Source organism: Nostoc sp. (assembly GCF_036919675.1).
Lineage (GTDB): Bacteria > Cyanobacteriota > Cyanobacteriia > Cyanobacteriales > Nostocaceae > Nostoc.
In genome coordinates, this window is sequence record NZ_JBALCP010000063.1 from 34011 (window position 1) to 49083 (window position 15073).

The window sequence follows — 15073 nt, forward strand, 5'->3', positions numbered from 1 at the left end:
ACTGAAGTGAGGAGTTAGGAGTTATGAGTTTTAACTCATAACTTCTAACTTTTAAAGCCTCGACTTTGCTCGGCTTTAACCCTGAGCGACTTGTGCCGAGCGGAGCCGAGGTAAGCCGAAGGGTTAACTCATAATTTATATGACTACTGCCTTTGAAAGCGCAGTGCATCAATTGATTGAGCTGTGAGAAAGATGCCCAAAAAAATGTAACTGGCGAATAAAATCAAAGCGCTGGTATCAAAAATGCCTTGAATTAAGGTGTTGTAATGTTTCAGCAATGAGAGATAACCTAAGGCTTCACCCACTGGGCCAGGGACAATTTTGGCGATTAAATCAATCAACAACAACAATAAAACTGTTGCAAATGTGAGAACAGCAGACAGAATTGTGCTGTCTGTTAAGGAAGAAATAAACATTCCTAAAGATAAAATTGCCCCTGCTAGCAAGATTAATCCAAAATGACCCAGCAAAGGAATTGAGAGCGCCATTGGTGGATTTGATCCGCTGATGGCGATCGCTTCAAACACTAGCATAGGTGCAATTATCGTGGTGAAAAATGTTAGCACGCCTAATAACTTACCTACAGCTACCGCCCAATTGGTGATTGGTGACGTGGCTAGCAGTTCTAAAGTGCCCCGCTTACGTTCTTCGGCATAGAGTCCCATTGAGAAAATTGGCAGGATAAACAGCAATAGCCACTCCATACGCTCCAAAAATACCTTGATAAATTCGTAGGGGACATCTATTGGCGGTACTGGCACTCCTAGTTGTTGCCCTTGTGAATCTATTGCCGCGACTCCTACCAATATGCCATCTGGCCCTAGCAAAATCATCACGAAGAATAACCCCGCGAGCAACCAAAATATGCCTGCGATCGCATAAGCTAAAGGCGATACAAAATAACTCTGTAACTCTCGGCGATAAATGGCAATAATATTACTCAGTACTATACCCATTTACGCTGCCTCTCCTTCGTTGTCTGCTGCTAAGTCTACCTCAGTCTCGAAATTCTTTTCTTCTGTGGTCAGTTGCAAGAACACATCTTCTAAAGTGGCGTTAACACGCCGCAGTTCATGTAAACCAAATCCTGCACGCACTAATGTTGTGGCAATATCCCGTCCTGGTTCTTTTCCCGGTTGCGATATCACCCGCAGGTAAGCGCGATTTGCCTGTGGTTGATTACCAAGCATTCCCGTCGGAATTGATTCTATCAGACTCACACCCGCGACTTTTTGCAATACTTGTTTCGCTAGGGCAGCTTCTCCTTCTATTTCCAACTCATATCCTGAACCGCCTGTCAACTGGGTCATCAGGTTTTCTGGTGTATTAGTTGCCACAACTTTGCCCTGGTTGATGATGGCTACACGGCTACAAGTCATGCTAACTTCTGGCAGAATGTGCGTGGAAAGAATAATTGTGTGAGTCCCAGCGAGGCTTTTGATTAAATTCCGCACCTCAATTATTTGTCGAGGATCGAGTCCGACAGTGGGTTCATCCAGAATGATCGCTGGTGGATCGTGGACGATCGCTTGAGCAATTCCTACCCTTTGGCGATATCCTTTAGAAAGTTTGCGAATAATTACCCGCCGCTTATCTTCTAAATTGCAGCGTTTTATAGCGGCTATTACCTTATTGGTGCGCTCGCCTGCTGGAACTCCCTTAATTCGTGCGACAAAATGCAAAAATCCCTCCACCGTCATTTCTGGATATAACGGTGGTGTTTCCGGTAAATAACCAATTCGTTGGCGCACAGCCAGGGAATTTTCATGGACATCATAACCAGCAATCCGGGCATTACCATTCGTTGCCGGTAAATAACCAGCCAGAATCCGCATGGTTGTGGTTTTACCAGCGCCATTGGGCCCCAGAAGCCCTAAAATCTCCCCTGGCTCGACGCTAAAAGTTACATCAGTAATCGCTGGGGTGGAACCGTATATTTTACTTAGATGCTCAACTTCAATCATCGGTATCAAGCGATCGCAAATTATAGGATACCCAACAATCTTAGATCACGATATTCAGCATGGGGGATTGGCACTAAGATTCGCCGACAATGGGTAAAGTTCCTGAAAAACTTAACTACCAAGCAAGCTTCTGTACTAGAGAAAGGCGAAAAATCAAAGCCTCTCTCCTCTTAAGAGGCTACGGTGTACACACAAGTCTAAAGTAGTTTACGAATCTGGTTTTTACCCCACCCTAACCCTCCCCGATGTATTGGGGAGGGAACTGGATTTCCGGCTTCCCCCCAATACATCCTACGGTGTACACACAAGTCGAATTACCCCCCTTAATCCCCCCTTTCCAAGGGGGGAAACAAGAGATTCTCATTCCCTCCCCAATACATACGGGGAGGGTTAGGGTGGGGTAATTCGAGGACTGGTAGTGATTCGATAACTTGTGTGTACACCGTAGCCAATACATCGGGGGGATTGAGGGGGGTAATTTAACTTGTGTGTACACCGTAGTCTTAAGAGGAGAGAGGAATGGAAGTGAGGTTTTGCAGATTCCGTAAAAAGTTTAGCATTGTCAGTCGAAACAATCGCATTGTTAGCCGAAACAATCGCATTGTCAGTTAAAACAATCGCATTGTCAGTCGAAACAATCGCATTGTCAGTCGAAACAATTGCATTGTCAGTCGAAACAATCGCATTGTCAGCCAAAACAATCGCATTGCAACTCTAAAAGACTTGTGTGTACCTGACTTTTCACGTTATGTAGGAAAGCCCACGAAAAACCTAACCCCTAATACCAATTCACGAAAACCCTGATACAAATAGATTTATCGTAGAGCTATTTTCAGGTAAATAGACCAAGCGGTAGGGGCGCAAGGCCTTGCGCCCCTACGACAGATGTGGTTCAAATAGATGAAAACTGCTGTAAGCAAAAACTCCTTTAAACCTCGTTAACAGCCTCTGGCTGGAAATGCTCTTTCATTGCGGCTCTGCCGCTAGTCTTGAGGCGGAGCCTCACATTAGGCATTCCCAGTCGGAGACTCTTAACGAGACAACGAGACAATCTCTGAAAGCTTGTTCTAGGCAGGCTTTTTCCTTAAGTTGACACTAATGAGCATTGCCATGCCCCTACCAACGTATTTGTATCATTATTAAAGTGAAATGGTATAACCCCCTTCCCGACACTCTAAGGGGGAAAATTCAAAGTCTCTGACGCCACGTGCTATCCTGCGGGAACGCTAAGAGCGAACAAGTCGGCAGAGCGCAAGGGCGCAGTGGCTCCTCCTTTTAGGAGATAGAAATAGAAGTGAGGTTTTCCACATACTGTAGAAAAGTCAGGTTAATAATAGCTGCCAGATTTCCGATGCTCCAAAGCAGTGATACCATCATTTTCCAACACTTCACCGTGATTGATGACGGCATAAATTAACCATCTATCGCCACATTCAAGCTGATTTTGCACCGTACATTCTAAATAGGCTAATGCCTCATTTAGAATCAAACAACCATTAAGAGCAGTTTGTGTAGCAAGATTTGCAAAGGGATTATCTCCTAAAGTGCTATGACGAGAAAAATAGCGTCGCACATTTCTTCCTTCTTTGAGGATATTCAGCACAAATTTATCACCAGGATGATGCATTAAATCTGCATTTTGCTTCTGAGCGATCGCAATCATAATTCCTGGCGGGTTAAAAGTTGCCTGAGATATCCAAGAAGTTAAAACCCCTTTGTGGGTTTCTTCATCACGAGTTGTCACAACACACAGAGAACCAACGATCCGCCCCACCGCTTGTTCGGTACGATCTACATGGGTTTCTGTGACAATCTGGCGCGAAGTCCGCAGTTTTTTAGTTTTCTTCAAGTTTTGGGCAAAGGAAGCACCTGCTTCTTGACACTGCTGAAGAATCTCAGCAGTCGGGCTGAAACGCACCCGAATTGTTTCAAATCCTAGTTGATAATTTGCATCACTGAGCTTGCTTTCGATTAAATCTATTGCCTCGCCACTCCAACCGTAAGAACCAAACACCCCTGCTAACTTAGTTTTAGCCGCCACCGAGAGGACGATTCCTAAAGCAGTTTGAATTTGAGTCGGTGCATGGCCGCCCAATGTGGGTGAGCCGATAATCAAGCCATCGCAAGTTTCTACAATGCGGTTAATCTCCGCAGAATCGGCTAGTTCACAGTTGATTGATTCTACATTAACTCCATTTTGGATCAAACCTTGAGCGATCGCATTCGCCAAAGTTGCTGTATTTCCATAAGCAGAAGCATAAAGCAAAGCAACACTCAACTCCTGAGATTTTTGTCCTTGACACCATTGACGGTAATCATAAGTAAAACGACTCAGGCTGTAACGGACAACCGGGCCGTGGGCTGGGGCATAACATCTGGCTCCCAAAAGCGATATTTTATCTAAGGCTACTTCAACTTGTTTGGCTTGGGGTGCATGGAGACATTCAAAATAGTAACGACGTTCTGCATCTAATCCCTTCCAATCTTCATCAAACAAAGTATCTTCGCAAATATGAGCGCCAAAAAGTTTATCTGTATAGAGAATTTTTGTGGCGGGATCGTAGGTACAAAGTCCATCCGCCCACCGGGGAGTTGGTACGGTGATAAATGATAGAACATGTCCTTGTCCTAAATCTAGAGTATCTTGCGATCGCATCGCTTGAATAGGTGATTCAAATTCGGGAAAGGCAGTTTTTAGAGCATTGGCGGCGGGACGAGAACAAATGAGAATGGCTTGAGGAACCAGAGAGAGCAATACTTGCAAGGTTGCTCTGCGGTTCGGGTTGACATGACTGAGAATAATGTAATCGAGGGAGATAAAATCTAGATGTTGTGCTAGTTGCTCAAGGTAAATTTCGGTAAAAGATTCGCCGGGAGGGTCAATTAAAGCTTTTTTATCAGCTTGAATCAGATAAGAATTTGCTGTAGTTCCCCGTTGGCGGGAATATTCCACCTCAAATTTTAGTCTGTCCCAAGTCCGCGATCGTAGAATCAGAGTATTTTTACCAATTTCAGCAACTTGTACATCTCTGCTATGGTTGGGCGTTAATGTGGCAGCAGACATAATAACCTCTCTTAATTGGGCATGGGATATTGGGCACTTGTAACTGAGCGAACGCAAGAGCGTCTCGTAGAGAAGCTGTTGGCGCAGCCTCTCCAAGAGTTGTATTGGGCATTGGGGATGGTTCAATATAGTCAGGACTTACGCACGGGTCATGGAAGAACGAACCACAGAGACACAGAGTACACGGAGGAATGAGAGTTTGAGAGGTTTTTTGCGTAAGTCCTAATAATCAATAGTTCTTTCCTCTGCTTCCCCTGCTTGTGCCTAATGATTATTGGTTTGTGTTAATTCAGACTTGGCTAGATTTTTATAGCGTTTAGATGCTTCTTGTTCCGGGTCGATACCTTCAAAGGTCGGGGGTAGCCAAACTCTCAGAAACAGTAGTATTCCCAGCACTAATAAAAAGGCACAAGTTGCTAAAACTTGACTCCAATTAGTTTCTAAAACCCCTTTTACAATGACTTCTCGCAAAGCAGAAACAATGGAAACTTCAACAGCTACCCCAATCGATACTCGATGTTCCTGTAGGTAAATAATCAGCAGTCGGAATAACTCAACTAAGATAAGTAAAAAGAGAATATCAGCAGTAACAGCATGAAAATCCAGAGGCGGAAGTAAGGAGAGAAACATATCTCTCACCTGAAGCACCATAAAGCTAAATAAACCGATACACAAAGAAATTACAATTATATCTTGGATAAATTCCAAGGTTCGCACGACGCGCCCCCGATTGATTTCGTACATGGTAATTGAGGTATTTTCAGCAGATTTATACATAGTTTTTTGGGAGACGCGATGAATCGCGTCTGTACAAGAGTGGGTAGAGACGCGATTCATCGCGTCTATAAGAAGCAGAAGCAGGAAAAGTCGGAAAAATAAGGCAGGCAAGGGGACAATGAGAATGACCAATGCCCAATGCCCTATTTAGTAATGATTGCCAATTTTGCGGTGATGAGCGGCGGTAAGTGCATTTAGCTTGGCAACTCTTCCAGTTTGGACTGTGCTATAAATTACCCAATGGTCTCCACAGTCCATGCGGCTAGTGATTTCACATTCCATATAAGCTAGGGCTTCAGCTAAAACGGGCGATTCATTGTTTGCTGGATATGTTTTGACTCCGGCAAAGCGATCTGCACCAGGAGGAAAACGCTTCAGAAAATGTTTCATTAATCCTTGATATTTACCTTCTTCTAAAACGTTTAAAACAAAGCGATCGCCAACGCGCATCAAAGATTCAATTGCCCGCTCTTTGGATACTGCGATCGCTACTCCTAAAGGTTCAAGACTCGCTTGTGTCACCCAAGAGGCCAACATAGCACTCTGAATTTCTGCTTTTTTGGCGGTGATAATGTATAATCCTGTGCTAATACGCCCTAAAGCTTTTTCTAGCTCGGTATTGATGGATTTGATCTGTTTAATGGTGCGATCGCGATTTAGCCATTGACCCATATCTGTCCCCGCTTCATCACAAAGCTGTTCCATTATTTGGGTAGGAATTTCCTTAACTAAGATAGGTGCAAAAGCTTCAGTTAATCCTAGTTCTTGAAACTTATTGCGTAAAGGGTAAAGGGGTTCATCTTCTCCCCCTCCCGACTCTAATAAACCAATTGTCTGTTTCTTGTAAACAGCAGCTAAAATAATACTTAAACAAGCTTGAACAATCACCGAAGATTGGGGTGGCATTGCAATTACTAAACCAGAAGATTGTGCAACTAATTCTCGAACTTCTTGAGGCTCAGAACTATTGAGAGGAAATAATTCTACTGCCACGCCTGTTTTCGTACATCCATGAGCTATACTACGGACTAACTGTTCGCTATACCCGTAATCTTCAACATAAAATAGAGCCACTAAAGTCTCTGTTTTTGCTTGTTCTAAACTCCAGTTTTGATACCGTCCAAGCAATTTCGAGATATAGTTTTGTAAGAAAGGGCCATGTCCTGTGGCAACTGTTCTTATTTCTAACTTTTCAATCCGCTTTAAAGCTGCCAAAACAGATCGGGCATTGGGGCCCATGAGACAATCATAGTAATATTTAAAATCCTCCTCTATTGAGGTAAGATTTTCATCATAGGTGTGGTCATCACAGTAGTGCATCCCAAACACATCACAGGTGTAAAGAGTGCAAGTTTTGTGGTCATAAGTGAAGATTGTGTCAGGCCAGTGTAAGTTAGGTGCAGAGATAAATTCTAATTGGTGTCCCTTGCCTAAATCTAATAGCTGTCCACTTTTCACCTGCATTGATTTAAAGGGCTGGTGAACCATATTTTCTAAAAATTGAATAGCTACCTTAGCACCGACAATAGTAATAGAGGGAGCTAATTGCAAAATATTTTTCACTAAGCCACTGTGATCGGGTTCTGTGTGGCTAATAATCAAGTAATCTATTTTAGTTGGATCAATTAATCCCAGCAGTATCTCAAGATATAGCTGCTCAAACTTGCGGTGAGATGTGTCAATTAAAGCAACTTTTTCTCCTTGAATTAAGAAAGAATTATAGGTCGTCCCATTCCGTAAACAAAACTCGATATCAAAACGTTCTCTATCCCAGTCGAGACAACGGATAGCAGTCGTTTGAGGAGCAATTTCAACAGTTTGAATCGTCAAACGTCCTGGGTTGGGAGTAACTTGAGTGGGCTGGATGAGTGCAACCATTTGTTTTCTCCAAAAAGATTATTATTTGAAGCGAGAGCTATGTTTCTTATATTTACCTGAAATACTCAATTAGTAAAATGTTAATTTCTAAAGCTAATCATCAGAAAGATTTATTGGTCATTTAGATTGATTTACCATTGAAATTACTCAATGTTTATCATTACTTTTATCATTAATAATGAATGTGAGAAAATGTAAATACTAAGTTAGAATGTTAAGGCATGTCGTTAACTTTTATTTCTCCTCCTCTACAACAAATCAACAGCGAAATTATCCGCAACGCTGGTGTTGATCTGTATGTACTGCGCCTCGATCTGATGCACCGGTGGGTTAACGGCAACAAGTGGTTCAAGCTAAAGTACAACCTTTTGGAGGCCAAGCAGAAAAATTTCACGAGGTTACTCACCTTTGGCGGCGCTTATTCCAATCACATCTATACAACTGCGGCTGCTGGTAATCTTTTCGGTTTTCGCACCATTGGTGTAATTCGTGGAGAGGAGAGGCTACCATTGAATGCGACACTGAGTTTTGCTGTACAGCAGGGTATGCAGCTTGTGTATCTGAACCGTGAGATGTATCGACAACGCAACACAGCAGCGCTACAGGAATATCTGCAACAACGTTTCGGTGAGGTGTTTATCATTCCCGAAGGTGGGAGTAATTTAAATGGTGTGCGCGGTTGTACAGAGATAATTGGTGATGCGATGCCTACGGCTGGCTACGCCTACGCATTTGATCATATATGCGTAGCTTGTGGTACAGCTACCACACTGGCTGGTATTGCGCTTTCGTTGCATCAAGGACAAAAAGCGATCGCTTTTCCAGTATTGAAAAACGGGGCATTTCTGGCACAAGAAATCGAAAGTCTGCTGACAAATTACCTCGCCTCTGGTTTACCCGCAACATATAGCCCGGCATCTTGGGAATTGGTATGTGATTACCACTTTGGCGGCTATGCAAAGGTAAACGATCAGCTGCTGCTGTTCAGCCAACAGTTCAGCGAGGAACATGGCGTACCTCTTGATTACGTATATACCGCAAAAATGTTTTACGGAGTGATGGATTTACTACAGCAGGGATTTTTTGGTAAAGGCGATCGTTTGCTGCTGGTACACACAGGCGGCTTACAGGGCAACGTTGGGATGGAGGAAAGGTTACAGAGCTAGTACCGCAAGGCGGAAGTCAAAAGTCAACGGTGAGCGAAGTCGAACCGTTGACCCTGAGCGAAGTCGTTGGCGCAGCCTCTCTAAGAGTTGGTTTAATGCATAATTTCTTTGTTCAATTCCAGCCGATGCCTAAAATGCTGTAAAAACTTTGATAGTACATATGCTCACCTTGAAAGGGCTAGTCCTAATATTTAATGAAGTTAGCCCAAAGAGGGCTAAGAACTCACGCAGTAGCGTGATGATTTTGGCTTTTGTAGAACAAAGACTGTGCGATCGCTCTTTGCAAGACTTACCAACCCTGAACGCTCACGCCACCAAAGATGCTACGGTTCACCTCGCTCGTGAAGATGCCGTAGGGAAAGGCGGGGTCGAGCGCACTGCTCTCGTCTAGCATTTGAAACTGTTCGGGGGTGAGGCGAATCTCTAGCGAGGACAGGTTGTCGTGCAGTTGCTCTAGCTTGCTGGCACCCAGAATGGGCGAGGTAACGCCGGACTGCGCAAAGACCCAGGCAAGGGCAACCTGCACCAGTGGGCAATCGACCTGTGCCGCTACTATCCGGAGGGTGTCGAGTACGCGCCAGTTGCGCTCAGTAAACTTTGTGTTGCCAAACGGATTACTGCCGCCAAGCCGCCCCTCTCCAGTGGCTCCCGCATCTGCACGCTGGTACTTACCCGCCAGAAAGCCGCCTGCTAGAGGACTCCAAGGACACACGCCAAGTCCACCATCGCGCGCGGCAGGCAAATGTTCACGCTCGATGCTGCGCTCGACGAGCGAGTACTCAAGCTGTAGGGCGATCGGTGCGGGAAGGTTGTGTGCTGACGCTAGTGTGACCGCTTTGGTGGCGTACCAGGCAGGTAAGTCTGAAAATCCAAAGTAGCGGATCTTACCCGCGCGGACGAGATCACCGAGCGACTGTAGGACTTCTTCAACGGGTGTCACCAGATCCCAAACATGCATCCAGTAGAGGTCGATGTAGTCGGTTTGCAGTCGGCGCAGTGACCCTTCGATCGCCCGGTAGATATTCTTGCGTCCGTTACCACCTGCATTGGGATTGCTAGGTTCGCCGCCGTGAAAGCTGAACTTAGTTGCTAGTACCAGTTGATCGCGCAGACTGCGATCACGTACATAGCCGCCGATCAATTCTTCGCTGCGTCCCTTGGAATACACGTCAGCCGTATCAATGAAGTTGCCGCCCGCATCGACGTAGGCGTGAAAGATAGACTCAGCAACCTCGTCGGGCGCACCCCATTGCGGTGTGCCGAAGGTCATAGTGCCAAGGGCGATCGGGCTGACAATCAAGCCAGAGCGACCGAGGGTGCGAAAAGCAGTAAGGTTCATGGAGTTTCTCTTTTAACTGGAACAACGGTGCGTGAATTTTTTAACTGCTGAACTCTCGCTTGACTCCAAAAGTCCAGCATCCAACCAGGGTACTCGGTAGGAAGTTGGCTCACTTGATCTAGCGATTGCAACTCCTCCTCGGAGAGAAGAATATTGATCGCGCCCAAATTGTCCGTTAACTGCTCAATCCGTTTTGTTCCGAGGATGACGCTCGTGACGCGGGGCTGATGCAAGAGCCACGCAATAGCAAGTTGTGCCACAGAAACCTGTTTGTGTTGAGCCATCTCCTTCAAAACATCAATAATGTTGTAGGCGCGCTCCATCTCCACAGGCGGAAATTTGAATGTAGTGCGGCGGCTTCCTTCATGCTCCTGCTGCTCTCGATTATATTTACCGCTCAACAGTCCTCCAGCTAGAGGACTCCAGACCAGCAGACCGAGGTCTTCGCTACTCAGCATTGGCACGATCTCACGTTCCAAGTCTCGACCTGCGATCGAGTAGTAAGCCTGAAGCGAAGCAAACTTTGCCAGGTTGTGGAGGTTGGAGATGCCGAATGCCTTTGCAATCTGCCAAGCCGCCCAGTTTGAAACCCCGATGTAGCGAACCAGTCCCTGTCTGACCAGATCGTTCAAGGCTGTGAGGGTTTCCTCAATCGGAGTGGCAGGATCAAACCCGTGGAGCTGATACAGATCGATGTACTCCAATTGCAGCCGTTCAAGGCTTGCCTTTGCGCCATCGAGAATATGACCGCGTGAAGATCCTTGCTGATTCGGCTTTGAACCCATGTTGCCAAATACTTTGGTCGCTACGATCACCTCATCGCGTTTTGTCCCCAAATTCTTCAAAGCCTGTCCGGTGATCCGCTCGGAATCACCCTCTGAGTAAATATCAGCGGTGTCGATCAGGTTGATGCCCGCCTCAAATGCCCGCGCGAGCAAGGTATCTGCTTCTGTCTGCTGCACCTTGCCGATGATGCCAGTGGCTCCTCTGCCTCCGAAGGTCATGGTGCCGAAACATAGTTCCGATACGAAAAGTCCTGTAGACCCTAGTTTGTTGTAGCGCATTATATTCCAAATAAGTGCGTATTGCGATTTTTAACACTAGCTGAACTTCAACGATAGATCAAATGCAATTCCTTGACTAGATGGCATAATCAGCATGAACTGATGAAAAATATGCAGTAATGAAGCGGGATGAATTGAACGACTTAGCCGCCTTCGTCGTGGTTGCCGACGAGATGAGCTTTACACGCGCCGCCGCGAAGTTGGGCATGTCTGCCTCTGCCTTGAGCCATGCCATGCGATCGCTCGAAGACCGTCTTGGGTTACGATTGCTAGCGCGAACAACCCGGAAAGTCTCGACGACTGAAGCGGGTGAGCGACTGTTAAGAACGTTGCGACCTGCCTTTGAGGACATCAGCGCCGAACTGACTGCCTTGAGTGAACTGCGGGACAAGCCTGGTGGGACAGTACGTATTACTACGTTTAAGCACGCCGCGACTTCAATCCTGTCTCCTATGCTGCCCGGTTTTCTCGAAACCTATCCAGATATCCGCGTCGAGATTACGATCGATGAAGGACTGACCGACATTGTTTCAAGTCGTTACGATGCTGGCATCCGGTTCGGCGAGAAGGTAGCTAAAGATATGATTTCAGTGCGGATCAGCTCAGAGGTACGATGGGCAACGGTTGGGTCACCCGTCTATTTCGCCCACCACCCGATTCCCAAGACCCCGCAAGATCTCGCCGAACATCGCTGCATCAACTACCGATACACAACTTCTGGAGGTCTCTATCTGTGGGAGTTTCAGCAAGATGGGCCATCGTTTCAGGTCAGAGTCGATGGTTCGCTCATCTTTAATGACAGCGATCTGATTCTAGCGGCGGCATTGGCGGGACAAGGAATTGGTTACCTCTTCGAGGATCAAATTGTTGAGCTTGTTGCCGAGGGTCGGTTAATTCAAGTCTTGGCACAGTGGTGTCCGACCGCTCCAGGTTACTACCTTTACCACCCAAATCGCCGCCAGATTCCACCCGCATTAGCTGCGCTGATTGATGCGCTGCGGATTAAATCAGACGACAAGCAACATTAAGGTTCGGAAACTAACTGAAGTGGCATCACATCATGGAAGTGCTTGTAGTCCAGGTTGCGATCGCCTCGCCTTATCTCAAAGAATATGACAAGCCTGGTTTAGAGACAGTACTACGCTCTCATGTTATACCGACGATTATTCTTGAATGGTCAAGAGCCGATGTACTTCCTGAACACGTCTTGAGTATTTTTATTGAAGAAAGGACAAACCTCTTATTAGAGGCTTTCAGGCTGAAGTTAGACGGAATTGAATTTAATGTTTTTGATATGGGCAATCGCACAGATAAAATCTATTTATAAATAAGCGATTGTCCAAAAAAGAGGCATTACTGGGTGAAAATATGAATTTTCCTCTGGATGAGATTCTTATACTTTTATTCAGCAACTGCAAAAGCTTCTTTCACTTTGTCGCTACACCAATAATATGAGGACTAACAATCGGCAATTGTGTATCAAATCGCTGATAATTCACGCTAGCAAAACCAGCATTTTCTAAAGCTATCCAAGTTTCTCTATCTGGATGACAACCATCACCTATCACCTTCCAAATCGGACTAATTGTCCTTTGTAGTTGTCGCAATACAGTTCCTTGAGGTGCGGCAACATGTTCAATAAATAAGAAACGTCCACCTGGTTTAAGTACTCTTAAAATTGCCTGTAATGTATAATCTATATTCGGTACTGAACATAAAGCTAAGGTACTAACAACACTATCTATGCTGTTATCTTCAGCATCTAACCATTCAGCATTATTCATGCGAAGGTCGATATTTAAATTTAATTTTTGTGCTTGTTTTTGAAGAGAGGAATGCATGTGTGGGTTTGGCTCGATTCCTATCCACTGAATATCTTTAGGATAGTACGGTAGGTTAGTGCCAGTTCTTGGCCCAATTTCTAACACTTTACCTTGGAGATTAGCAAAAAGAGAACGTTTGCGTTCGCCTACAATTTTATCATATGTACCGCTATTTTGAGCCATCATCCAGGTAAACAAATGTTTACCAAAGTTGGCACAAATCTGATTTGGTAAATCTCCAATAATTTGGTTTACAGTCATCATCCACTTCCTAATTTTTGAGTCTATAAATTGGTATATTCAGCAACCATTTTTAGCCTTAACCTACTATATTTTATATTTCTTGTACCTCACCCTTTTGATTCACCTGATTGGGTGATTTTGATTAACGCACACATGTAGCGAATTACCGCAAGCTACCACAGAAAAAACAAAAGTGCAGAGGACGAAGTAAAATTTGCTATCTATATAGCAGTCCTAAATGATTTATGAAATTCTCTGTTTCTTTTCTTCTCTTCTCTACGAGAGGCTTCGCGTTGGCGAAGCCTCTCGTAGAGAAGGCGCTCTTGGCGGCTTGGCGGTTCGATATTTGAATTTGACGTTTGTTTAATGCTAGATGACCCAAGTAAGCAGCAATTCCTAGAAAATATTTTCCCAATAGCAACAACACTATAGGACTCATATCTGATTTCTGAACAAGATTTCAGAGCAAACCCTGATAAAACGGGCTTTTGAGTCTCAGTATGTTTTCAAAAATCAAATCGGAGTCCTATATTATTCGTTGGTTTGATGAAATTATTACTTATTTTGATAATGGGTGATTGAAGGAATTAATAACAAGCTTAAACTGATTAAACGTTCTGGCTATGGATTTAGAAGCTTTGAAAATTTCAGAGTTAGATGCTTATTAAATTGGCATTTTATTTATTAATTTGGCATAACAAGTACTGAATAACCAAAAATATTTATTAGCAATACAAAGATAACAAAAAGCGTTCCCCAATTGGAAACGCTATATTTTAGTAAATTCTGTTAAGATAATATGAATTTAAATTGAAAATTGCTAGTTGATAAAATCAGGCATGGAGATTTGCTTGTTCCTGCAACCAAGGATCTACAGGTTGTCCATCTTTGCGGCGTAATTCAATTTCCACTACCATCACTTCTTTTGAACCAGGAGGCGCAGGTTTTTTATGGAAAATAATGTCATAATCTTCTGGATTGTGTTTGCGTTCTTTCAACCATTCCTGTACCTTGGTTGTGGCAAAAAATGATTGCCCTTGCTCAAACATTCGGGTAATCTGCAATTGCAGTGTGTAAGGATTTATGCGACTCATTTTCTACCGCCTTTGTTAAGTTAATTTTAGGACAAGTAATCTGCTTACCGTAGATAATCTAATGTTAGTGCGAAGTACCCACACCTGACACTTTGGGTACAGGTGGGGCTTCCAACTTAACCCACTCTGCCATCCAATACCCTTGGGTTAGAGCCACATAAAATATATTGCGTAGGTTGGGGAGCCACAGTGCCCAAGCGGGTTTCCCGACTTGTACCCCTACGGAGATATTGCTAGCAAGAGCGTCTCCCCTTCTCACATTGCCAGAGGCTAGTGTCCGCCGTAGGATGCCCGAACGCAAGAGCGTCTCCTGTCTTGAGAAGGGCTGTAGGGAGAAGCAAGTGGCGCTTGAGGAATTGAAACCCAACCTAGACGGGCATTTGTTGGGTTTCACTACCCTGCCTTAAGCCGCCTCCGGCGTTTACGTTCAACCCAACCCACAATTATCCTTAACTGAACTGTATTGCTCTGCCATCTGTAGGAATAAAGTCTAACCTAGTTCGGTAAGTAGGTAGGCATTGACTGCACTCCACCAGTGAAATTTCGCGTACAGGGACAGATGAGAGGGCGGATTAGTTAAGGATGGTTTAGCATTTCCCACTGCCTCTACAACATTTCACTACTTAATTCTGTTATAGATTGGAGAGAGGCACGCCGCTTC

Annotated in this window: 14 protein-coding genes and 1 pseudogene; 5 read left to right on the forward strand and 10 right to left on the reverse strand. The window is 44.7% G+C overall.

Going from position 1 to position 15073, the window contains the following annotated elements; translation table 11 throughout:
- Positions 1-143: 143 nt before the first annotated feature.
- Positions 144-956: an ABC transporter permease gene (locus V7K49_RS13240; protein WP_335205925.1), complete on the reverse strand. Its 813-nt coding sequence runs from the start codon at positions 954-956 to the stop codon at positions 144-146.
- On the reverse strand, positions 957-1964 hold the full coding sequence (locus tag V7K49_RS13245; protein ID WP_335205926.1) for an ABC transporter ATP-binding protein: 1008 nt from the start codon (positions 1962-1964) through the stop codon (positions 957-959). It abuts the gene before it with no gap.
- A 559-nt stretch (positions 1965-2523) separates the two neighbouring features.
- On the opposite strand from V7K49_RS13245, the gene V7K49_RS13250 reads away from it, so the two are divergent.
- The gene (locus V7K49_RS13250; protein WP_335205927.1) at positions 2524-2682 is read left to right on the forward strand and encodes a hypothetical protein; all 159 of its coding nucleotides are present in this window, start codon (positions 2524-2526) and stop codon (positions 2680-2682) included.
- 609 nt (positions 2683-3291) lie between these two features.
- Here the strand turns inward: V7K49_RS13250 and V7K49_RS13255 are convergent.
- The 3 genes from V7K49_RS13255 to V7K49_RS13265 all read right to left on the reverse strand — a co-directional run bounded on the left by V7K49_RS13255 (position 3292) and on the right by V7K49_RS13265 (position 7683).
- Positions 3292-5028, reverse strand: coding sequence for a diflavin flavoprotein (locus V7K49_RS13255; protein ID WP_335205928.1), 1737 nt, complete (start codon positions 5026-5028; stop codon positions 3292-3294).
- Between the two features lie 264 nt (positions 5029-5292).
- Positions 5293-5805 (reverse strand): phosphate-starvation-inducible PsiE family protein, encoded by a 513-nt coding sequence (locus V7K49_RS13260; protein WP_335205929.1) that lies wholly within the window; start codon positions 5803-5805, stop codon positions 5293-5295.
- A gap of 147 nt (positions 5806-5952) precedes the next feature.
- Positions 5953-7683 (reverse strand): diflavin flavoprotein, encoded by a 1731-nt coding sequence (locus V7K49_RS13265; protein WP_335205930.1) that lies wholly within the window; start codon positions 7681-7683, stop codon positions 5953-5955.
- A gap of 221 nt (positions 7684-7904) precedes the next feature.
- On the opposite strand from V7K49_RS13265, the gene V7K49_RS13270 reads away from it, so the two are divergent.
- Positions 7905-8849, forward strand: coding sequence for a 1-aminocyclopropane-1-carboxylate deaminase/D-cysteine desulfhydrase (locus V7K49_RS13270; RefSeq protein ID WP_335205931.1), 945 nt, complete (start codon positions 7905-7907; stop codon positions 8847-8849).
- Positions 8850-9138: 289 nt separating this feature from the next.
- Here V7K49_RS13270 and V7K49_RS13275 read toward each other — a convergent pair whose 3' ends face one another.
- Both V7K49_RS13275 and V7K49_RS13280 read right to left on the reverse strand, forming a co-directional pair.
- The gene (locus tag V7K49_RS13275; protein ID WP_335205932.1) at positions 9139-10188 is read right to left on the reverse strand and encodes an aldo/keto reductase; all 1050 of its coding nucleotides are present in this window, start codon (positions 10186-10188) and stop codon (positions 9139-9141) included.
- Entirely contained in the window at positions 10185-11252 is a 1068-nt protein-coding gene (locus V7K49_RS13280) for an aldo/keto reductase (protein WP_335205934.1), read from the reverse strand. Before V7K49_RS13280 ends, V7K49_RS13275 begins: the two co-directional genes overlap by 4 nt.
- Positions 11253-11371: 119 nt before the next feature.
- Between V7K49_RS13280 and V7K49_RS13285 the strand changes: the two genes are divergently transcribed.
- Positions 11372-12280 (forward strand): LysR family transcriptional regulator, encoded by a 909-nt coding sequence (locus V7K49_RS13285; RefSeq protein WP_335205935.1) that lies wholly within the window; start codon positions 11372-11374, stop codon positions 12278-12280.
- A 32-nt stretch (positions 12281-12312) separates the two neighbouring features.
- Positions 12313-12579 (forward strand): hypothetical protein, encoded by a 267-nt coding sequence (locus V7K49_RS13290; protein WP_335205936.1) that lies wholly within the window; start codon positions 12313-12315, stop codon positions 12577-12579.
- 100 nt (positions 12580-12679) lie between these two features.
- On the opposite strand, the gene V7K49_RS13295 is transcribed toward V7K49_RS13290, so the two are convergent.
- Complete coding sequence (locus V7K49_RS13295) at positions 12680-13339, reverse strand: class I SAM-dependent methyltransferase (RefSeq protein WP_335205937.1); 660 nt, start codon at positions 13337-13339, stop codon at positions 12680-12682.
- A gap of 494 nt (positions 13340-13833) precedes the next feature.
- On the opposite strand from V7K49_RS13295, the pseudogene V7K49_RS13300 reads away from it, so the two are divergent.
- A pseudogene (locus V7K49_RS13300) lies at positions 13834-14006 on the forward strand (transposase); the annotation flags it as partial.
- Between the two features lie 145 nt (positions 14007-14151).
- Here V7K49_RS13300 and V7K49_RS13305 read toward each other — a convergent pair.
- Together V7K49_RS13305 and V7K49_RS13310 are read right to left on the reverse strand one after the other, a co-directional pair.
- Positions 14152-14412, reverse strand: coding sequence for a hypothetical protein (locus V7K49_RS13305; protein ID WP_273764067.1), 261 nt, complete (start codon positions 14410-14412; stop codon positions 14152-14154).
- 64 nt (positions 14413-14476) lie between these two features.
- A complete protein-coding gene (locus V7K49_RS13310; protein WP_334870930.1) occupies positions 14477-14713 on the reverse strand; it encodes a hypothetical protein in 237 nt (78 codons plus the stop codon).
- Positions 14714-15073: the final 360 nt, after the last annotated feature.

Bases quoted from the DNA above. Each gene is read 5' to 3' on its own strand.
- V7K49_RS13305 (WP_273764067.1), bottom strand. From the start codon at position 14,412: ATGAGTCGCATAAATCCTTACACACTGCAATTGCAGATTACCCGAATG.
- V7K49_RS13290 (WP_335205936.1), top strand. From the start codon at position 12,313: ATGGAAGTGCTTGTAGTCCAGGTTGCGATCGCCTCGCCTTATCTCAAA.
- V7K49_RS13255 (WP_335205928.1), bottom strand. From the start codon at position 5,028: ATGTCTGCTGCCACATTAACGCCCAACCATAGCAGAGATGTACAAGTT.
- V7K49_RS13280 (WP_335205934.1), bottom strand. From the start codon at position 11,252: ATGCGCTACAACAAACTAGGGTCTACAGGACTTTTCGTATCGGAACTA.
- V7K49_RS13265 (WP_335205930.1), bottom strand. From the start codon at position 7,683: ATGGTTGCACTCATCCAGCCCACTCAAGTTACTCCCAACCCAGGACGT.
- V7K49_RS13240 (WP_335205925.1), bottom strand. From the start codon at position 956: ATGGGTATAGTACTGAGTAATATTATTGCCATTTATCGCCGAGAGTTA.
- V7K49_RS13270 (WP_335205931.1), top strand. From the start codon at position 7,905: ATGTCGTTAACTTTTATTTCTCCTCCTCTACAACAAATCAACAGCGAA.
- V7K49_RS13260 (WP_335205929.1), bottom strand. From the start codon at position 5,805: ATGTATAAATCTGCTGAAAATACCTCAATTACCATGTACGAAATCAAT.
- V7K49_RS13285 (WP_335205935.1), top strand. From the start codon at position 11,372: ATGAAGCGGGATGAATTGAACGACTTAGCCGCCTTCGTCGTGGTTGCC.
- V7K49_RS13275 (WP_335205932.1), bottom strand. From the start codon at position 10,188: ATGAACCTTACTGCTTTTCGCACCCTCGGTCGCTCTGGCTTGATTGTC.
- V7K49_RS13245 (WP_335205926.1), bottom strand. From the start codon at position 1,964: ATGATTGAAGTTGAGCATCTAAGTAAAATATACGGTTCCACCCCAGCG.
- V7K49_RS13295 (WP_335205937.1), bottom strand. From the start codon at position 13,339: ATGATGACTGTAAACCAAATTATTGGAGATTTACCAAATCAGATTTGT.